Origin of the sequence: Pedobacter sp. UC225_61, from assembly GCF_044452285.1 — a bacterium.
Taxonomy (GTDB): domain Bacteria; phylum Bacteroidota; class Bacteroidia; order Sphingobacteriales; family Sphingobacteriaceae; genus Pedobacter.
In genome coordinates this window covers 1843030-1863088 of record NZ_JBIOAL010000001.1, presented here as the reverse complement: position 1 = coordinate 1863088, position 20059 = coordinate 1843030, and the positions used below count along the sequence as shown (strand labels likewise).

Below are 20059 nucleotides of genomic sequence, written 5' to 3'. Positions count from 1 at the left end.
TTCACCAGATTTTTAGGGTTAGGTTATAGGTGTCGGCTGTTTCTGTGACGCTGAACTGATGTCTACCGGGATAAAGGATATCCAGCCTTCGCTGTGCATTGGCCATCCCAATCCCTTTTTGTGTTGTTTTGGAATGGGTTTCAGGTTTCAGGTTGCTGATCTGGAAACAAAATTCCTGTTGGCCGGTCATCCTCGCCGTGATATTAATCCAAGCTGCCGTGCTAAGCTGGTCGGCCCCATGTTTGAATGCATTTTCCACAAAATCAATCAGCAGCAATGGCGGAACCTTAACACCGTATATAGCTTTACTGAAATCAGTGGTAATGGTCAATCTCTTACTGTGGCGTATTTTTTGGATAGCCAGGTAACTGGTGATAAAATCAAGTTCCTGGGAAACCTCTACCTCTTTTCCGCTCGCCTGGTAGAGCGAATAACGCATCATATCAGCGAGGGAGTGGACCATGTCCGCCGCCAGGCGGTCCTTGTCCTCAATCAGTCCATATACGCTATTTAGGGTATTGAACAAAAAATGGGGGTTGATCTGGGACCTTAAAAAGTCTACTTCTAATAGTAGGTTGTCTTTTTCGACTTTTAACTTAGCGAAATTAGCCTGATAGGTAATTCGAAAAACCTTGATGCTTAAGGGAATGAACAGCGCAAAACCCAACTGTTCGATATAATAGTAGATCACGTTGTGATTACGGGCAAAGGTCCACAGGCCATCAGTGGAGATGTTTTTCACGAAACGCAGAAAGAAACTGGGTGTTTGATAATGCGCCTCGATGTAATGGTACAAGCTATAGGAGGTAAGCCCGTACAAGACAAAGGTAATCACCAGCACCACCAGGATACCCAGACCCGTCCGTAAATTGGTCAGTTTAGCGCCAAGCAGATAGGATATCCCATAAAAACAGGCAATGATGGTCACGTTTTTTTGAAAGGCAACCAGGTAACAGGCCGCTTTATCGGTATTGCCCACCACCCAGTTAGCCTGCATGACAAACCACTGGAAAATACATGCCCAGAAAAAAAGATGCAGCAACAGCCTTGCATAAGGATTGGTGTCTGTTCCAAAAAGGATGGCATTTAATCGTTTCTTCCTAAAAATTACGGATATTTCCAATGTATGTTAACGCTTTTCAGATTAGCCGCAAAGGTAGCCCATTTCCAACGGATTACCATTACTTACTTTTTACCAATGTTTTAGCATACCTAAAAATTGAACTCCATATCGCCGTTCATGAAGGCATTATAAGCAAAAGAAATAACTATTTTTCAATATTAGAGGTGACTTATAGGTTTGCTGTGTGTCTATGAATCTAATAATATATTTAACTGCCCGCAACAAAGCAAAATCAAAAAATCAAAAAACACTTATCATCTTAAGCCAGTACTCGGTTGAATGCTAAAAAAAACGCCATAAATTTTACGAACATGAAACAACATTTCTTGCAGACTGGCATCGACCGTTTCTATGCGACCGAAAAAGGCCAAAAAGAAGTTCTCAGCAGCGAGGCAAAATTGGTTACGCTTTGGCACCTAAATGATAAATGGGAGGCAACCAGGATCATCAGCTACTCGCACATGGAGTACTTGAATTAACCGCTGTAGAAAGATTAGATCTCAAGCCGGCTATTCATTATCTGCGCTAACTTGGAGTTATCATTTATAGGGAGAGGTGCCATCGATAGTCCCGCTTGCAGCCACACCTTGTGGAGCGGAAAGCTCGGTCCTTATCCGTCCCTTCACCAGCACCTTGATAAAGATCGCCCCATTCTGTTCCAGGTTGTCTGCTGAAAGTGACCATTTGTTTTGCGTGTATTTTTTATAGGAAATGTTATATGGCAAATCCACAGTGGGTAGGTCAACCTGTGCTCCCTTCTGGTCTGTAAAAGAGACCCGGGCCGTCCTAGTCACACTTCCAGAGATCCTGTATTCCAGAACATCTAGGTAGCTGATAATCGTATACTTTCTGTCTCCGGTCCGCTCAAACTCAAAGCTGCGTAGCTCACCAACTGGCGCCTCTATAGAGAATATACCGATTTCCAGGTCTGTAGCAATCTGCCTGACTTCAGCCAAACCGATAGGAGATCGCTCGCCGTTCTGGGCATTTACCAATATCAGTGCAACCCCTGTCTCATTCTTGATCTCCAGCATTTTCTGCTCAGACCTGTTTTTCTTACAGGCAAAAAGAAATAGTGTACATAGTAGTAGCGCCAGAAAACCTTTCTTTGCTGTACCAATAGTTGATTTGTTCATTATCATTGTCATTAAACTGTTATGCTGAATAGTTGTTGTGATTGAATATTAAAGTAGTGGGCAATGTCGTTTTACGGAGAGAAATTTAGTGATGTATGATTTAATTTAATTTAAACGGATTTTGCCTCCTAAATGGAAGGTTGGGTCGATTATGCTTGCCAGGCCGCCTCTCCAGCTGATAGAATGTCAAAACTGTGATATTTGCCACATAAATTCGTTGGATGTTGCGCTTGTTATATTAAGCGCAGAGAAATTGCCATTAACCGGATGTCCCTTTTAAAGTGTCCAGCATCCCGCGAGCATTCTTGTTGGCTTCATCGGTTTCTAAGGCCTTTGCGTAAAACTTCAGCGCACTGGCCCTATCGCCTTTTTTAAAATAGGTGTCTGCCATCAGCTCATACCCATAGGAAATATCTGACGGTCTCCCCTCTAGTTTTACCGCAATCTCGAACAGGCGGATGGCATCGTCAAAATGTTTTCTCCGCTGGAGGAACTTCCCTGAACTCAGCAGATCGCCAAGTTCAAATGAATAATCATAGGTATCCTGAGCCATAGCTTTCAGTTGGTTGTAATAGGCCAGTCCCTTATTGATATCGGCAAGCATCTTTTCCCTCACTTCCAAGTATACGGATTTTTTGGGTACGCTAACAGCTTGGTTTTTGATGGCCCCAAAGATTGCGGCCCTTAAGCCATGCACCTTCATCTGCTGATGATTGGTCAACAATACCACTAGTATACTATCTTTTAAACTGTCATAAAGCAGCGCTTCATAATTGCTATTTGAACCTTGGTGCTGGTGCCATAAAAGGGACTGCCCTTCAAATCCAGTTGAGCCCAGGCTGCTTTCTCCTGCGGGAAAGTTCCAGGCCAGTTCCCTGTAGGACTCTTCCGGAGATGAGCCTAAAGTGGTCAAGGGCATCTGCGAAACGGTAAAGATCCCCTGCCGAGAGCCTTACCCAACCGCTCATGCCCTGGCCATACGGTGTCGGCCTGAACTGCCCGTCGAAGGCTTTTGCGATCCGCTCGCCATCTGGGGGATAATCGACAACCGCATCCTTCATCCCCAGTGGGATAAAAATATGGTCACGGATAAAATCAGCATAAGAGAGGCCACTGGCCTTCTCAATAATGCGCATCTGCAGGTATACGTTGTAATGGTTATAGAGATAAGATGAACCAGGCTCGAACTGAAGGCTTTTCAGTCCGGTCAGGTTTCTCCAGACCACTGAATCAGGTTCCATCGCCAAGGGATCAAAGATGGGAATTCCACTGGTGTAGCTGATCAGGTGTCGAACCTTCACCCTTTTTGCCCAATCTCCCAGATCGGGAAGGAACTTAGCAATCGGATCGTCCAGGTCCAGCAACTTCTTTTCCTTGAGCAGCATGATACTGACGCCATTGAACTCCTTGCTGACCGACCCGATATCAAATAGGGTTTCTGGTTTTAGTTTACCCTTCTTGCCAGCCTCTGCGAAGCCAAAACCAGCTTGGTAAATGACCTTTCCGGCCTTTGCAACCAAAACGTTCCCGTTGAAAATCCCACGCCTGAATGCGATGTCCATCACAGAATCTATCCTTTTTTTGATGGTCTGCTGGCAGAATGTCTGGCTACTGACCACCACCAGTGCCATGAACAGGACCGTTTGGATTAGGTGTTTTTTCATTTAAATATATTTTAAAAGGTGATTGCTTCAATCAATAAGGCAATGATAAAGCTCATCCCATAGATTTTCATCCTTTATCCTGTCAACTGCACCAGGGACTTGTGAACGGCACTCTAAAGAACAATATTTGCCTTACCTTTGGAATATGCATAGTAAAGAACAATATTACATACACTTTTTGTTGCTATTGTTTCTGTCCTCATGCGGGCAAGCTACCGTAAGGCCCACAGCTGTAAGGCTTAAAATTGGTAATGAAACAAGTTGGCTTAAAAAATCATTGGATGACCGTTCTTGGGTAGCTGGGAATGGCACAACACATAAGGGTATTTTTACGATCCGCTTTCATCTTGACCTGCCCAACCGAAAAAAAGACCTTTCGCCCTATGCCGTCCAGGTCATAGCACTGGGCTCTTTCGATGCCTATTGGGACGGTAACTACATCGGCTCTAGCGGAAAGGTTGGAGATACCAGGGAAAAAGAAAGCCCCGGACAGCACAGAACAGTCCTGCCCTTGCCTGATTCCCTTGCCCATGCAGGAACACATCTGCTGGCACTACGGATTTCTAATTTCCATTACCAAAGAAAATATGCATTCTTCAATGTTCGTTCCGGCACTTATCAGCAGCTGCTCACTGCCCCTTTAAAGATCGGAACGTTCATGTTCGTACTGGCCGGGTTTTTCCTGATCGGGGCCATGTACTATCTGTTCATGTTCTTCCAGCATCATGCCGAAAGGCTGTACCTGGTTTTTTCCCTGTTGTGCATACTGTTCCTATGCCTGCTGGTGATGGAATACCTGCCCACACTTTGGGGCTATCCCTACCCCTTTCAGGTTGTACGTCTGGAGATGATAGGAATCCTTGGCCTGGGCATCAGCATGCTGATCCCGTATTTCCTCAACCGGCAGTTCAATAGCTTCCCTACCATTTCATTCAATCTACTGATCGGTCTTTTACTTACCATTGTCTTTATCGCCTACCATGGCCGATATGATCTGACATCCCAGCTGATGGGCGTGGTCATGGTAAGTGCAAGCTTCGTGGTCTGTTTGCTAGCCGTAAAACGTAAACATTCTGGGGCATTACTGGTACTGATTGCACTGTTACTTGGCGCTACCGCATCATGGTTTCTATATTATGACTACAGTTTGTACCTTGGATTTGGGCTGCTGCTGCTGGCCATGCTTTACCTACTGAGCGAGAGGTCCCGAAGGACAGAACAGGCCTATCACCAGGCACTGCTCCTCTCTGAAAGGCTAAAGACCGAACTGCTAAAAAAAAGCATACAGCCACACTTTCTGCTCAATACGCTAACGGCGCTGAGCGAATTGATCGAACAATCGCCTCCGGCAGGATTAAGAATGATCGTTGCACTGGCTGGCGAGTTTGAGCTATTTTCCCGGATGGCCGAGTACCAACTGGTATCTATCCTAGAAGAGATCGAGCTCTGCCGCTATCACCTACAGGTGATGGGGTTCCGCAAAGAAACCGATTACCGGCTATCTACCACCAACATAGACGAAAACGAATACATCCCCCCGGCAGTGCTCCATACTGCCATAGAAAATGGCATTACCCATAGCAGGCCATCTGCCGACGGCAGCATATCATTCCATTTATCATTTAGCCAGACGCAGTTTAAAAAAACATACACACTCACTACCCAGGCGATCAACCGCGAAAAAGGCAAAAACATGGAAAATGGAACTGGAACGGCATATATTGAAGCAAGGCTAAGGGAAAGCTACGGAGAGGCTTGGGAGCTAAGTTCCAAGGCCGTTCCCCAAGGATGGTTGACCACTATAATTATTTTGAAATGAGAATATTGATCATAGAAGATGAGGTCCTGATTGCATCAAGGATACAGAGAATGGTAAAAGAGATATGGGCTTCCAAAGTCCAATCCATCGTAATTTTAGAGGGGATTGAGGAGGCCCGTTCCTATCTGGAAAAAAATGAGATCGATCTGCTATTGCTCGATCTCAATTTGAACGGCCAGAATGGCTTTTCCATGCTCGAGCATTTCACGGCCCAGGCCTTTCACACCATAATCATCTCTGCCCATACGGAAAAGGCTGTGGAGGCATTCGAATATGGTGTGGTGGATTTCGTACCCAAGCCCTTCGACCGGGACAGGCTCTCACTCGCACTTGACCGGGCAGATGGCCGCCCGGCGCACGGGATAACTGTTTTAGCTGTAAGGCAAAAGGGGGTGCTGAGGCTGGTAAAGTCAGCTGAGGTAAGGTATTTCAAGGGTTCGGATATCTATGCTGAGATCCATCTTAAAAATGGCGAAACCCTGCTTTACGATAAGACCCTGGAACGACTTTCCTATCTTTTGGGCGATTGCTTTGAAAGGATACATAAATCATTCCTGGTGGCCACCTCCGAACTCGACACCTTGATATTAAAAGGCGGAGCCAGCCCAATGGCAAGGCTTAAAAATGGCGAGCTGCTCCCTGTGGGCAGGACGCATTACCGCGAACTGAAGAAAAAAATCCTTTGAGCTGCTCGTTATAAACAAAGACTTCCTGGACCGCAGAAAGCCCACCAATCATAAAATTGATAGGGCATTACTATCCAATAATTTTCTTTTAAAAATAAAGCATTAAACCATCTTTTATGAAAATAACACTTTTCGCTATCCTAGTACTCTTAGCTGGACAAAGCTTTGCACAACGTCCAAAGCCTTCTAGCGATAGCATACCCATGAGTATCAACAACCAGAACACGATAGCGGTGAAGGGTATCTTCAATGGCGTGGATACACTGGCCCTTAACTTCGATTCGGGCACAACCGAGCTGGTACTGATCAATGCTGTGCTCAAAAACAAGTTAAAAACGCCAGCCAAACTTTATGATACCCCATACCCGCTCAGGATAGGAAAAACTGTCTATCAGACAAAAGTCTACGATGCCCAGCTGACCGGACACGGTACCGATGGCCGCTTTGGCTGGGACCTTTTCACCGGCAAGGTCGTGGAACTGAATTACGATCAGCAGCTCATGATTGTGCACGATGCACTGCCCTATCCGGTCAAAAAGCGCAATGGGTTTACAAAATTAAAAATGGTCTTTATCGAAGATCTGGTATTTGTTTCCGGGCAGATCAAACAAAACGGGACAGCAATAAGGGACCTATTTCTGTTTGATACGGGCTATCAGCGTACCGCTATGCTCGACCATGACCTATTGATGCGGGGAAAATTTCCGACCGAAAAGATGCAGGTGATCAAAACAGTGATCATGCGGGGAGCCCAGGGAAATGAGATCCCGGTCAGCACTACAAACCTTGAAACGCTCAGCATCGGAAAGTATCACCTAAAAAACGTACCTGTGCAGCAGACCACTGCCAATAAGCCCATCAAAGGCATGCAGCGACATATCTTGGGCAATGAGGTACTCAAAAGGTTCAATGTGGTGCTCGACTTCCAGAAGAACATCATCTATCTCAAGCCAAACCACCTGTTCAACGATCCTTATATCGATCAGAAGAAAGTAGGCAGCTGATCAAAAACCTCAGCCCGGAACGTGTCAAACATTCCCATACCCATTCACTTGCCAGCCATCCTGCGCAATTGAATCCGGTATCATCCTATGTAGGTTACTGGGCAAAAATAAAAGAGGACCTTAATTTTTCTCACTAGGGCAATCCGCTTACCTTTGTGAGCTCATGGCATCCGAAACAAACCCTATAGCACCAAACTTCTACGAGATGGTCTACCAGATCGTCGCACTTATTCCCAGCGGCAGGGTCACCACCTATGGCGCCATTGCCAAAGCACTGGGCGCTGCAAGGTCATCAAGGATGGTCGGCACGGCGCTGATCCATGCACACTCTCCCGGTATGGAGCTGCCCATTTACCGCGTAGTCAACCGAAGCGGCCTGCTTACCGGAAAGCATCACTATGATAGCCCGTCCCAGATGCAGCAGCTTTTGGAAAACGAAGGGGTAATGATCGAAAACGACCAGGTAAAAGAATTTAACAAACTGTTTTGGGACCCGCTTGCAGAAATTTAGTCTTCAGACCTAAGCTGCACCTCCCGCAGACCTGCTCCCAGCCTTTGGTTGAACTGCTCGATCGTATATTTTGCAAGTAGTGGGGTATTGTCCTCATCATGCTGGTGCACAAAAAAGTAAACCTTTTCAAGGCCCTGCTCGACAAGCCTAGAGATCCGGTTGATCCATTCATCAACCCTCTGGCGATCAGAATCCCTGTTCATTCCCCCATTGCCCACAAAGCGGACAAACAGTTCTGGCGTTGGAAGTTCCATATGCAGGCAGTCCCTGCGCCCACTAGCATCGGACATCACAGTTCCCACCTGATGTTTGGCCAATAGGTCAAATAGTAGCCCCCGATCAATCTCATCACCGAACCATCCTGGATGCCTCACCTCCAGGAAGAACCTGTGGTCTTTTGGAAGGTCATTTTCCAGAAAATCTTTCAGCACCCCATATTGTTTTGGCCCGAAATTATCGCTAACCCCCAAAAAGACAGGACCAAGGGACGGGCCAAATTCCCTGACTGCCTCCATGAAACGATCCACCATTCCCTTGCAGTCAACTAGCCTTTTGATATGGCTGATCGACCTCGACATTTTTGGAACAAAGGTAAAATCGGTGTTGCCCGAGGCATCCACCTGCTCCTTCCAACGCTTCATCTCATGTGGCGAGGGAAGCGAATAGAAACAGGCATTGAGCTCGATATGGTCAAAGTGCCTGGCATATTCCTGCAAGAAGTCACTTTCTCTTGTTCCCTTTGGATAAAGGGTTCTCTTCCATTCCTTTCTTCCCCACTTGGCGCAGCCCAGGTGGAACTTGCATCCGCCCTCCGCGGGCCTACCGGGCAAGGTCTTGACCGTAATCCTGCCATCGGGCGGCAAGCTATGGTCTACAAATTTGACATCTGTCGTGGCAACCCTTCCAAACTCCATATCCTAGCACTCAAAACGTTCAATCGCATCACCAATTTTCAGCAGCGTGTCCTCGGCAATCTGATCGCTCGAAAACCAGCATACCCCGTGGTCCAGGCAGTCTGGCCATACCGTTCCAAGGAACTCTCCATCCTGATAGATCTTATATTGCTGCTTGTCATCAGCCAGCTGCTCCAAAGCTTCCACGTGCAAGCTCGCAGGTTTGTCCTCAAGGGTAACCTGGATATCAAATGCCTCCATAGTCCAATAAATTTTAGTTGAAAGCTAAATTATGATTTTCATTAGGAAAATCCCAAGAATCACAAATTTACAGCGAATTAAAAAGGTCGATAGGTGGTGGCCCTTCACCAGGTTTCCTGGGCTGTTTTTTCTTGGTGTTCCTGAAGGTCCGCTTGGTCAGGTCAACCGGCGGCATCGCATCCCCGAACAGGTTTCCCGTGCGCGGCTCATCCCGCACCTCCTTCAATAGCTCCATCGATTTGTTCCATTTCTTCTTTGTCGATACCGCAAGGGCCTGCCGGTCCTGGCGGTAACGGTTCATTAGTTGATCTGGATAGGGAACGCAGAGCGCGAGCACGTCCTCGATCGAACTTTTCTTGCTCAGCACAATATTCTCTGATTTTTTGGACAGGATCACGGGCATCCGCTGAGCGGCATGGATCTCCCCAACGATCTTATTGGCCTTACAGGTAAATATCCCATAGGTCCGGTGCGCCTCTCCCGTTTCGGGATCAATCCACTCTGACCAAAGCCCCAAAAAGGCAAAGATCTTGCGCTCGGTCAAAAAGCGCCAGGGACGCCTATCCTCCTCGGTCACCTCTTCTGCCTCCATGAACCCGTCCGCAAAAACGATACAGAACTTCTTTTCGTGCAAAAGCTTCGCATAAACCGGCTTCTCCCAGACCTCCTCGCTCACGATGTTAAAGGAAGAAAACTCAGGCACCTTGCTGGTGGCATTCGCTGGAACGATCCCCCAGAACATACGCTGCACCACATCCGGTTCCTCCATAGTCACCACGTAGCCAATATCGGTTATGGCAATGTTTGGATCGGGCACATAGGGCCCGTTCAGGGTATAGTTGCCCTGTGAGATCAGTTCCTTTTCTTCAGCGGTAAGGGTATAGCGTGCACACATTTATTCTAAATATTATCCCTTTGTATCAAGCCTGATTGAATTGCAATATCTCTTCGCACCTTTCCATATTGGTGATTTAAAATTTCTGTTTTGGTATACGGAACGTTTATATCCTCACAAATGTTTCTTGTAATTTCTTGCATTGAAAGATTATAATCATTCACCATACTCAATCGACTATCAATTCCATAATGCTTTTGTATTAAGGTTACTAGGCTTTTTACGCTTTTTAACACCGCACTGTGGTTATATCGTACGGTGAAACTTAATTCATGATTAAACCGCTTAACACGCTGGTCATCGTCGTTATACAAAAAAAGATTAACTTCAAAGTCACCAACATCATTTATAATGTCACATTCCATATAGCAATATGAATCATAATCATCTTGATAGGGATGTATGTGAGTGCCTAGGCAGAAACTTAAATCCAGTTTGTAGGTTTGATTGCATTTTTGACAAACAGGTATCAAGTTTGAAAAAGTCATAGATAGATATGGATACTTTGCCTTCAAATAGTAATGATCAAATGAGGCAACAACGATGTCATTATCATAGTCAACTTGAATTGTTTCAAGATTACAATAAGGGCAGATTTCTAGATTCAACAACTCATAAAGCCGTTGCCCTTTACCATTTGAACGCCAGTTTTCGTAGCCAAAAACGGTGAAAATCTCCGTACTAAAAGTAGTCCAGCCCGGTTGATCAAGTAGACCTCTGTCTGCCAAAAAGAGTGTTATCTCAGCGATAATTTCCCTGATTTCAGCTGCAGAGCAAAGAATTAGTTTTTTTAGGTTTGCATAGTTATCCGCCAACAACATATCGTAAAATTCAGCTCGAATATTACCATTTGCTAAATGGTCATTCCGCTTGTTTTCAATCCTTCCAATTAAAGATTCTTCCAGTAAAAAATATACGTGTTGTTGGTGTCTCGGATTAATGATGTCCCAGTGTTTGTCTGCAATCTGAGTTAAAAGCAATCCATCAATGCCAGATTCAATTCTAACCATTACTTCCGCTTTTTATTCTATTAAGTATTAATGTTTTGAGTACTGGCTCGCCAATTTTATCCACTAGCACGTTAAGATTTCTATTTTCTGAATTTTGTTTATCTGATTTTAGCTTATCAAGAATTTCCGTTTTTATTTTTAACCTCGCAAATTCACTTGTGGTATGTTCTCCCAAAAAGAAAGCTTTGGAGAAAAGGGTATAGAGATTTGCGCCAAAAGTTTGGAACTTTTCACTATCTGCCTTTTGCCCTAACAATACAATGTTTTCTTTAGGCAAATCACTTATTAAAAAAGGCGAGTGCGTTGTGTAGACTACTTGTATTTGCTGGGAACTTTTTTTGAGGAAACTTAAGAGGTAAAATAAGTATTTACGTTGCCATTCAGGATGAAAATATAGGTCTCCTTCATCAATTAATAACAATAAGTCATCTGTTTTAACGTTGTTCATTACGCTATTTAAACGAGAGTAAAATGAAAGCATTGCCTCTTCACCTGCACTCATTTTCGGCCATTTAAAGTTGACAAATTCGCTTATTTCTGACGAAAAAAAATCGTCAATAAGAGACATTGCCCTGTTTCCCTCAAAAGAAATGACCGAAATACGACCTCGTTGATCAAGATTTGATAAAAGCTTAACTGCTATTTTCCAGACTTTTTTAAACTGTCCTAGTTTTCTGATAGCATCATCCGGCATACTTTGCGAAGTACCTTCTAAAAATTGAACTTGGGTAAGTTGGCTTTCCCAAAAGTCAAAAATTTCTTCTAAACTTCTTAATTCCAAACGGCTACTATTCAATATGGCTCGAAACAGATGATTAAATCTTTCTATCGAAACCATAAGTTCATTAGAAGAAAGGTTTTCAAATCCAGCATTAATTACGATAATGGACAGCTGAAATAAAATATTTTCCCCAATTTTGACCTCTGGGAGTTTTCTATCATCACATTTTTCTTTCCAGTCGTTAGAAACATACTTTAAATCATGGACGAGGTTGACAAAATCTTTCAATGAATTCATAATTCAGGTCATCTGTTTGTTCAAGTTTGGTTAATGTGATTTTTAGCAGCTTATCATAATCTTTTTTGAAAACTTCATTTATTTCTACCTCAATATATAATTGTCTTTTGAATGGAATGTCATGATCGAAATCATTTAACCGTTGTAGAAATTCAGCTTGCCTTCTTAATTCTGTATAGCGAAATCGCTTTTGGGAACTCATCCGTTTTAGGTTCGAGCTTTTTTGCCGATAATTAATCTTACCAGGGTGATTCAGCAGGTATGAAGTTGATATATTATAATAATTTGTGGTTTCTGTATCTCTTTGATCTAAATCTAAGCCATTGGCATAAAAAACAGTGGTCTTATTTTTAATCGTATTGAATACCTTCGGGTATTCGTGATATGTTAAAATTTCTATTTCATGACCTGTTTCATTATCAATCGTAAAATCAGACTTTCTGTTTGAATTTAAGTATATAAGAATTTTATTTCCTTGTTTAAAGAAAACAATATCATTTTCTCGATATCTTAATTCTGATTTTTCCTGAATAAAAAGACTTTTGATATAATTGAGGAGGGTTGTTTTGCCAACGCCATTTGGTCCAACTATCCCTGAGACAGATGTGACGTTTTCTCCAAAAAAGTCCTTTAAATACCCTAAATTTTTTTTGATTCGAATAACCGACAGTGAAACGGTAATTTCAAATTCACTATCTAAGCTTACAAAGATGTTTTCAAGGATACCGTAATCATTGCTGATACGAATACCCAATAAATTGTTTTGAGTGCGCATAATCAGCAATTTAGAAAGAATTTCGTTTTTTTCTAAATTTGGATCACTAAAAGATTAGTAGGCGTAAAGAATTCAAACCACATTTAATTACGATCCATTTGTTACTATTTATTCAAAAGGGTTCGTAGAACCTTATCTTTAATAATTGTTTAAACCTTCTTAGACGGTCTCATCTCCACCAAGTTGCTCAGCGATCTGCTCCACGATTTCCTTCAGCACATAACCCAGCTCTATATTGGAAGCTTCCCAAAGTGAACTGTCGTTAAAGTTTGGAAAGGGACGGTCATCACCATAATCAGGCTCGGTTCGCGGCTCGCTCGTATCACGCATATTCATATAGCCCACCGTTTCAAAGTCATCATTGAAAACCGTGTAGTCTCCCGTTGCCCCCTGCACGTCCACCACAAAAAGCGATTGCGATTTACCGTTCATCGTTACCTCCACCAGATAACCCCGATCAGAATTATAGGAAAGGATATTGATCAATTCCCTCCCTCTGTTGATCTTGAAATCATATTCTGTCTCCTTGTCACCGTAAGCGACAAGATATTCTTTTACAAATCCGTCAAAGTCTTTCATAAATGGCGCGGTCTCTGTACCCTCAGCGATATTGATCTCAAAATACTGGTTTCCGGCCACAACTGAGCCACTAATAATCTCGGGGAATTTTGCCCGTAGCCTTTGGGCCAAAAGGTCCATCGGCGATACATCTGTCTGTTCCATACTCAATTGTCTATAGTTAAATCTAACATTTATTTTCCGGGCTTGTTTCATCCCTTTTTATTTTGCCTTTACCACGATCACGTCCGATAGCCTGGTTGTAAACTTCCGGGAAAGGAATTCCTGGCGCATGAACCACTTTTTTTCATAGCCCATCACCGCATAGCGCACCGTATCCCTGCCATATTCCCTGTTCATCCCGTCAATAACGGCAAGCGCCCTTTTCATCTTCAAACTTTTCTCAGTATCTACCTGATCGAACATTGAGGCCTGAACCTGCGAGGCAGGCTTTAACCCCTTTAGTTCTACCCCAACCTTCTGGTAGCGGTAACCCCGAACAAAAAACTTCCGCAGGGCATAAAGCGCCTTGGAGATCAAAACCCCCGTATCATCGGTTGCCACGTCGAGTTTTACCTCAAGTCCCGCACTATACCGGTCGCTCACCACCGCAAACCTAGAGGTATGGGCAAACACGAAAAGTTTTGAGCAGACCGAACCTTGCGAGCGGAGCTTAACCGCAGCATTGGCAACATAGGTTGCAAGCGCTTCCTCCAATGGCAAAAGCTCGGTTTCAAACCCGCCAAACGAACGGGCAGTAGAAATCCCTTCCTTATCCGCACGCACATATTCCATCGGGATACAGCGCTCCCCGCGGAGCTCTCGATAGGTGCGCCTACCCTGGATAGTCATCAGCTTGAGCACATAATCCTCGGGCAAATTAATGAAGTCATAAGCCGTATAAACCCCAGCCTTCATCAGCTTGATCGCATATTGCGGACCAATTCCCCACACCTCATCGACTTCTGTATCACGCAAACCCTGTTGGATCTTTTCGGGCGTGTCCATCAGGAAAACCCCAGTGGACCTCCCCTGTTTTTTCGCCAGCTTGTTGGCAATTTTAGCTAAAGTGCGGGTTGGCGCAATTCCAACGCAGACCGGAACACCAGTCCACTTTAGTATCCTTGCCCGAAGCGCCACCGCTTCAGACTCCAGGTCCACATATTTATGCCCAGTCAGATCGCAGAAACATTCATCGATTGAATAGATTTCCTGGTCGGGAAAGGACCTGCGAACGATCTTAGTAATCCTGCGCATCATATCCTGATAAAGGGTATAGTTCGAAGAGCGCCACCATAATTTTCCTGCAGCATGCTGCTCGCGCATCAAAAAATAGGGCGTACCCATCTGGATGCCGAGTTCCTTTTTCGCCTCATTGGACCTAGAAATCGCGCAACCGTCGTTATTTGATAGCACACAGCCCGCCCAGCCTTTCAGCTCTGGTTGGAACACCCTTTCAGCACTGACGTAAAAATTGTTCGAATCGATTAATGCGAGCACTGTTCCTCCTTCTTTGGTTATAAATCGTATGCGGCACTACCCCCCAAATCGAAAAGGTAGTGGTTTCATTCAGTTCAATCGGCTTGTAATACTTGTTATCCGGCATTAAAAAAACTCGGTTGCCATCCTTAAAGTAAGAACGAAGTACAAATTCACCGTTGAGTTCCCCGACGACGACATCCCCGTTCTGTTCGTCCAAGGACCTATCCACCACGAGCATATCATCTGGAAAAATACCAGAACCGATCATGCAGTCCCCTTCCACTTTCGCAAAAAACGTTGCTTCAGGATATTTGGAAACGTAATCATTGAGATCAATTTTTGCCTCCTCATAATCAGCGGCTGGACTTTCAAAGCCAGCATGGACTTTTTCGGTAAAAAGTGGAATAAGGGTCTGCGCCTCACCCTTTCTGTACAGCGTAATCTCTTTCATAAACCAATAATTTTAGTAGTCACAAATTTATACTAATAATTTTAGTTAATTATTAACATATTACTAACATTTTTAGTTTTTAAATATTGTAAGCATTTAACTAAGTTTGTTTAAAAAAATTTGCATGGCTGACTTAAACTATTTAGAAAAAAGGCTTTCAGAAAAATTTCTTGATATGGGGGGAGGTTATGTCCTCAATTTTTCTGACCGTACATTCCGTGATTTTTTCGGAGACACTGTTGGAATCGACATCGATCAAGAAAAATATCGAGAAGGGGGTACATCAAAAGCAAATCGTCTGCGTACGTTTATTAGGCTGGAAAGCAATTACATAGTTGGTAAAGTCTTTAATGAGTTATTCCATGTAAAAGTAGCACTTGAAAAAGAGCAATATGGCACAACAGACCATTCGATAAACCAAGATTTTTTGAATCTTTGTGAAAGATTAAAAGCAGGTGGAATTGTAGAGAATATTGACGCAATTAAGGCGACAACCGATGATCGAGATTTCCATTTACTGGCAAAGAATATTCGTGAAAGCATTGAAAAAAACGAACCGGAAGCCGCCTTAGATAGGCTTCACACCTTCGTGACCCGTTTCATAAGGGAACTTTGTACCAATCACGGGGTGAACGTTAGCAAAGACGAAAGTTTGAATGCAATTTTCGGAAAATATGTAAAATTTATTATTGCCGAAAAAATGATTGACTCGGCGATGTCTGAAAAAATCCTGCGATACTCTTTCGCGGTTATTGATGCATTCAACGATATTAGAAATAACAAGAGCTTTGCACATGACAACCCAATATTAAACTACCAGGAAAGCATACTGATTTTCTCCAATGTAGCTGCTTCCATCAAATTCATCCAGTCAATTGAAGACAAGTTCAAAGATGCTGATGAAGTAGAAGTTTGCGTACCCGATTTGCCATTTTAACTTTCTCACAAATCCTAATTCATTTACTATTAATATATTGCATCATAATTAATATATCTATGCATTTAAAGGTCGCAGAAATAGGAGAAAATTTTGACGTTGATTACATTGATCGCATGAGCTATTTCTCATTCGACTACCTTCTTGACTGCGACATTTTGATTATAGATCTGAATCATATAGCGACCGAGATCCAACAAAAAACCGTTGGCGAGACTATAAACCATCCTGGTTGGATCCAGGAAACGACTTACCAAGATATACTCACTAAGATTTCAGCCCGTAAAAAAGAGTTGCTTGAGTATTTTAACACCGGCGGGAATATTTATGTTCAACTGCCGAGTAGCCCAGTATGCACGTTTTTCGCAGAAGGTGACAGCTCAACGCCCTATGAAATGGAAATAGATCTTTTTGACACTATAGGGCTTGACAGTAAGGACTTCGCGCTGGAACCCATGAACGGCAGCAATATCGTGTTTGCTGATCCAATTTTTACTGATTTTTTTCAGGCATTCGATTGCAGCTATCAGTTCAGTTACGCAAAATACAAAGGTGCTCCCGCGGCGAGAATAAACAACACCAAGCATCCGATTTCTATAATCATTTCAAAATCGAAAGGTAACATACTTCTCATGCCTAAATTGCGACTGAATGCGGAGGACTACAACGAATTCCAAAACAGAAATCTTCAAGCACTTAAGGCATTTCAAAAGATCGATCAAGAATTAAAAATCCGATACAAAGCAACGCCAGATATCCACGTGCCTGACTGGTGCTCGCGGATTTATCTTTCAAATGAATCCGAACAGTTAAAGAAACTTAACAAGCTCTTCGAAGACCGAGATAAAATACAACACTTGATTACTGAACAACAGGCTTTTCTCAGCGGTTATACAGACCTCAAAGAGTTGCTTTTTGAGACAGGCACCCGGCTAGAGGAAAGAGTTAAACACATATTTACAGAATTTGGATTTGAAATCCTTTTTGCTGAGGAACGAAGAGATGATCTAATCATACAACACAGGCAAGATATCGGCGTTATTGAGATAAAGGGCTTGAAATCTAGTTCGGGCGAAACAAATGCTGCTCAATTAATGAAATGGGTAACGACCTATCACCATGACCACGGTATACAGCCTAAAGGCTTTTTGATTGTAAACGCATTTAAAGACATTCCGTTAGCTGATCGGAAGGAAAAAGCATTTCCTCCGCAGATGTTGACCTATTGCAAAAAAATGGGAATCGCCCTCATCACAACCACTCAATTGCTCGGACTTTATTTAGACTTCAAGAGACACGAAATCACGCTTAAAAAAATACATAGCCTGCTTTGGGGAACCATTGGTGTTTTGGAATACGTACCCAGTAAAATTAATTCGGATGACACCTAAAAACAATTCATATATAACAATAATGAACCAAAAGCCAAAACAGACATATGACTGATGCTCGATTAGAACGTTTCAAAAATGAGTTCTTGGAATATTACAATGATATGCTGCTATCTGGTGAAATTGACCAAGGCAAAAACCTGATCGTATATGTACGGCCAGACATTGACTTCGAAGCGGCAGTATCTCACCTTCGTGATAGCATCTTGGACGCCGTGGACTTTGAAGAGCACTTGGATGTTTATATTTACCCATTCGGTTCCAATGAGTTTATCACCCTCGGCATCAATTAAACTTCTTATCCAACCTGAACAGATCCTTATTCCCGTTCGCCAGTGGCTCCCTTAACCTGATCTTTAGCAGTTCATATTCCACCAGCATCGAAAACACCCCAAGTTCTGGCAGCAGACCCTTTTCACTACAGATCTTCACATACCTTCGCAAAATCCAAATCCGTTTCCCGATCAAAAAAAGGCAACCAAGCCCTGTCCTACCAGCTGCGATATCCGCCTGCCGCCCAAGCAGCTCCTGCGCCGCTCTAGTCAATATCGTTTCTTTCATCCCTAAATCTATCACCCCACAGTAGCCCAAACAATTAGCTTTTCTTAACTTTTTTCACCCCCCACTTTTAAGAAAACAAAACCAATCGCCTTTCAAACCTGTTTACCCCTTTACCAGTAAAACTAAATACCATGGAAAGTCGCTATTAAACAAAAGGGCCGCCCATTAGGCGACCCTCAAACTAAACCTAAACTTAACACCAAGCCTAAAAAAAGGGGGAGTTAGATTCCTATTCCCTGCCCCTGGCCTTGCTTTTTATTCTTGGCCTGTGACTTTTCCCTGCTCTGCGCATACTCCTGCTTCATGTCAGGCTGCTTTAAGAACTGCTCGCGTTTTTCAGGCCTGCCTTCCTTGGTATAAAGATTGATCTGGCTGTAACGTGGAACAGCTTCAAGTTCCAGTTTCACAGGCGCACCATTTTTTTCAAGGATAACCACCGCCCTGTTGCCATTACGGATACTACCTTCCAAAAGCTCACGTTTGGCCGGATCCGAAAGTTCCTTGATCTCAAACTTGTCCAGCACCTTAGAAAGGTCAAACCCATAGGCCGGATCTGTATACTGGTTGATCAAAAAATTCCCAAACCTGTCCTTTGGGACATCAAAATCCAATTTGATCCAGGCCTTATATTGCTGACCTGCCTGGGAAACCATGTCATCACGGTAAACAGCGCGTCCCTGGATCAGGTTAACCGCCTGCTCGGCCGAAAAGCCCTTTCCCTTCTCTACATAGATCGTCTGGTTGATTGGGGAAGTGCGGTAGGTCTGGCCGAATTCCTTCTGCACATAGTTCACCTTGCCATCTTCCATCGTGGCCAGCTTCACCGCAGAATTGGCATCCTTACCAACCACCAGATGGCTGATCCCTTTCTGCTCCTTGAGCTGTTCCTTTTGTCCATTGAAAAAGGCGATCGCCTCAGATACATGCACAAAAACCTTGGTCATTTTCTTATCCGTTCCCTCAGTATGGGTCAAGACCATGATCTTTTGCCCTTCGGGGATTTTCTGGCCCTTTTCGTGGCACACCTCAAACTTATTGAGGTAATAATAATCAGACTGGCCGGACTGCTTAAAGAACAGGGTCATATCCACCCTGCCGCGGGTCGCCTCGACCGAATCATACAACTTAAAATCAGCCACGTTCGCCTTCATCTTTTCTTCCATCTGCTCGATGAGCTCTTTTTTAAAGCCCAAGTTTGCCATCTCCTCACGGAGGTTCTCTAAATTATTCAAGTTCATAATCAATTTGTTTTCGGGATAGACTTTTGTCAGCTCACTTAAGTGCTGAAGCCTGCCCGTGTCATTAATTCTGTTAATTACCGCACCCACGTGCAGTGAAGGTGGAAAGGGAAACGTCTGGTAGAATTTTTCCTTCCAATACCCCTTATCGATCTTCAGCAGGTAGTCTTCCATACCATTGCCAGCCCCATATTTTACCAGCAGCATGTTCTGCATCTTGTTGACCTTGTTGAACTCCAGATCATCATCCTGCCCAAGGAGAAAAAACTCCAGGTGGTTGAATTCCTGGAAAACATCACCAATCTGGTCAAACGCCTCATTCTCCTCCCTTCGCGACATGAAATCCTGCGGCAATACCGCCGGAAAATCAATCGCTTTCAGCTGCTCTTCAATCAGCTGTGTCGGGGTTCCATTGTTGAAATGCTCGGGAATCTCCACCACCCTCGGCTTCCAAAGCTCATAGCCCAAAAGCTGGATCTCCCCACTTTCGGTCAATCTGATATCAAGATCAAACCTCACCTTAACCGCTCCTACCAATCGTTCCAGCACCAGTGGATTTCCCTCGGCAAAAAAAGCATTCACTTTTTCCCTCAGGTTTTCATCTAAAAACCCAATGCCAGCCAATTGCTCTCGAAGACTTTCCATC

General features: G+C 43.7%; 21 protein-coding genes. 7 read left to right on the top strand and 14 right to left on the bottom strand.

Going from position 1 to position 20059, the window contains the following annotated elements; translation table 11 throughout:
- Nucleotide 1: 1 nt before the first annotated feature.
- From ACHMWN_RS08790 to ACHMWN_RS08775, 4 genes are all read right to left on the bottom strand, one after another.
- On the bottom strand, nt 2-1123 hold the full coding sequence (locus ACHMWN_RS08790) for a sensor histidine kinase (RefSeq protein WP_397299814.1): 1122 nt from the start codon (nt 1121-1123) through the stop codon (nt 2-4).
- Nucleotides 1124-1662: 539 nt separating this feature from the next.
- Complete coding sequence (locus ACHMWN_RS08785) at nt 1663-2259, bottom strand: hypothetical protein (RefSeq protein ID WP_397299811.1); 597 nt, start codon at nt 2257-2259, stop codon at nt 1663-1665.
- 259 nt (nt 2260-2518) lie between these two features.
- Nucleotides 2519-2980 (bottom strand): tetratricopeptide repeat protein, encoded by a 462-nt coding sequence (locus tag ACHMWN_RS08780; RefSeq protein WP_397299809.1) that lies wholly within the window; start codon nt 2978-2980, stop codon nt 2519-2521.
- Nucleotides 2981-3077: 97 nt separating this feature from the next.
- Nucleotides 3078-3923: a serine hydrolase domain-containing protein gene (locus ACHMWN_RS08775; RefSeq protein WP_397299807.1), complete on the bottom strand. Its 846-nt coding sequence runs from the start codon at nt 3921-3923 to the stop codon at nt 3078-3080.
- A 145-nt stretch (nt 3924-4068) separates the two neighbouring features.
- Here ACHMWN_RS08775 and ACHMWN_RS08770 point away from each other — a divergent pair, with 145 nt between their 5' ends.
- The 4 genes from ACHMWN_RS08770 (at nt 4069) to ACHMWN_RS08755 (ending at nt 7943) form a co-directional block, all read left to right on the top strand.
- The gene (locus ACHMWN_RS08770) at nt 4069-5742 is read left to right on the top strand and encodes a histidine kinase (protein ID WP_397299804.1); all 1674 of its coding nucleotides are present in this window, start codon (nt 4069-4071) and stop codon (nt 5740-5742) included.
- Nucleotides 5739-6428 carry a LytR/AlgR family response regulator transcription factor gene (locus tag ACHMWN_RS08765; RefSeq protein WP_397299801.1) on the top strand — a complete coding sequence of 230 codons (690 nt, stop codon included), beginning with the start codon at nt 5739-5741 and terminating at the stop codon, nt 6426-6428. The genes ACHMWN_RS08770 and ACHMWN_RS08765 overlap by 4 nt, the downstream gene beginning before the upstream one ends.
- 116 nt (nt 6429-6544) lie before the next feature.
- On the top strand, nt 6545-7432 hold the full coding sequence (locus ACHMWN_RS08760) for an aspartyl protease family protein (RefSeq protein ID WP_397299798.1): 888 nt from the start codon (nt 6545-6547) through the stop codon (nt 7430-7432).
- Between the two features lie 163 nt (nt 7433-7595).
- On the top strand, nt 7596-7943 hold the full coding sequence (locus ACHMWN_RS08755) for an MGMT family protein (RefSeq protein ID WP_397299796.1): 348 nt from the start codon (nt 7596-7598) through the stop codon (nt 7941-7943).
- Here ACHMWN_RS08755 and ACHMWN_RS08750 read toward each other — a convergent pair.
- From ACHMWN_RS08750 to ACHMWN_RS08710, 9 genes are all read right to left on the bottom strand, one after another.
- Nucleotides 7940-8857 carry a DUF72 domain-containing protein gene (locus tag ACHMWN_RS08750; RefSeq protein WP_397299793.1) on the bottom strand — a complete coding sequence of 306 codons (918 nt, stop codon included), beginning with the start codon at nt 8855-8857 and terminating at the stop codon, nt 7940-7942. The genes ACHMWN_RS08755 and ACHMWN_RS08750 overlap by 4 nt on opposite strands.
- Nucleotides 8858-8860: 3 nt before the next feature.
- Nucleotides 8861-9097, bottom strand: coding sequence for a hypothetical protein (locus ACHMWN_RS08745; protein ID WP_397299791.1), 237 nt, complete (start codon nt 9095-9097; stop codon nt 8861-8863).
- A 67-nt stretch (nt 9098-9164) separates the two neighbouring features.
- Nucleotides 9165-9992 carry an SOS response-associated peptidase gene (locus ACHMWN_RS08740; protein WP_397299789.1) on the bottom strand — a complete coding sequence of 276 codons (828 nt, stop codon included), beginning with the start codon at nt 9990-9992 and terminating at the stop codon, nt 9165-9167.
- 5 nt (nt 9993-9997) lie between these two features.
- The gene (locus ACHMWN_RS08735; protein WP_397299786.1) at nt 9998-11002 is read right to left on the bottom strand and encodes a hypothetical protein; all 1005 of its coding nucleotides are present in this window, start codon (nt 11000-11002) and stop codon (nt 9998-10000) included.
- Nucleotides 10995-12020, bottom strand: coding sequence for an AAA family ATPase (locus ACHMWN_RS08730; protein ID WP_397299783.1), 1026 nt, complete (start codon nt 12018-12020; stop codon nt 10995-10997). The genes ACHMWN_RS08735 and ACHMWN_RS08730 overlap by 8 nt, the downstream gene beginning before the upstream one ends.
- Nucleotides 11983-12795, bottom strand: a complete 813-nt coding sequence (locus tag ACHMWN_RS08725) for an AAA family ATPase (RefSeq protein WP_397299781.1) — start codon at nt 12793-12795, stop codon at nt 11983-11985. Before ACHMWN_RS08725 ends, ACHMWN_RS08730 begins: the two co-directional genes overlap by 38 nt.
- 159 nt (nt 12796-12954) lie before the next feature.
- Complete coding sequence (locus ACHMWN_RS08720) at nt 12955-13518, bottom strand: hypothetical protein (RefSeq protein WP_397299779.1); 564 nt, start codon at nt 13516-13518, stop codon at nt 12955-12957.
- A 57-nt stretch (nt 13519-13575) separates the two neighbouring features.
- Nucleotides 13576-14853 carry a Y-family DNA polymerase gene (locus tag ACHMWN_RS08715; RefSeq protein ID WP_397299777.1) on the bottom strand — a complete coding sequence of 426 codons (1278 nt, stop codon included), beginning with the start codon at nt 14851-14853 and terminating at the stop codon, nt 13576-13578.
- On the bottom strand, nt 14810-15286 hold the full coding sequence (locus ACHMWN_RS08710) for a LexA family protein (protein WP_397299774.1): 477 nt from the start codon (nt 15284-15286) through the stop codon (nt 14810-14812). Before ACHMWN_RS08710 ends, ACHMWN_RS08715 begins: the two co-directional genes overlap by 44 nt.
- A 124-nt stretch (nt 15287-15410) precedes the next feature.
- On the opposite strand from ACHMWN_RS08710, the gene ACHMWN_RS08705 reads away from it, so the two are divergent.
- From ACHMWN_RS08705 to ACHMWN_RS08695, 3 genes are read left to right on the top strand one after another with little or no spacing between them, the layout of a single operon-like run.
- On the top strand, nt 15411-16223 hold the full coding sequence (locus tag ACHMWN_RS08705) for an abortive infection family protein (protein WP_397299772.1): 813 nt from the start codon (nt 15411-15413) through the stop codon (nt 16221-16223).
- A 59-nt stretch (nt 16224-16282) separates the two neighbouring features.
- Nucleotides 16283-17614 (top strand): hypothetical protein, encoded by a 1332-nt coding sequence (locus ACHMWN_RS08700; RefSeq protein ID WP_397299770.1) that lies wholly within the window; start codon nt 16283-16285, stop codon nt 17612-17614.
- A 47-nt stretch (nt 17615-17661) separates the two neighbouring features.
- The gene (locus ACHMWN_RS08695; protein WP_397299767.1) at nt 17662-17907 is read left to right on the top strand and encodes a hypothetical protein; all 246 of its coding nucleotides are present in this window, start codon (nt 17662-17664) and stop codon (nt 17905-17907) included.
- Nucleotides 17908-18396: 489 nt separating this feature from the next.
- On the opposite strand, the gene ACHMWN_RS08690 is transcribed toward ACHMWN_RS08695, so the two are convergent.
- Nucleotides 18397-20058, bottom strand: coding sequence for a hypothetical protein (locus tag ACHMWN_RS08690; protein ID WP_397299765.1), 1662 nt, complete (start codon nt 20056-20058; stop codon nt 18397-18399).
- Between the last annotated feature and the right edge of the window lies 1 nt (nt 20059).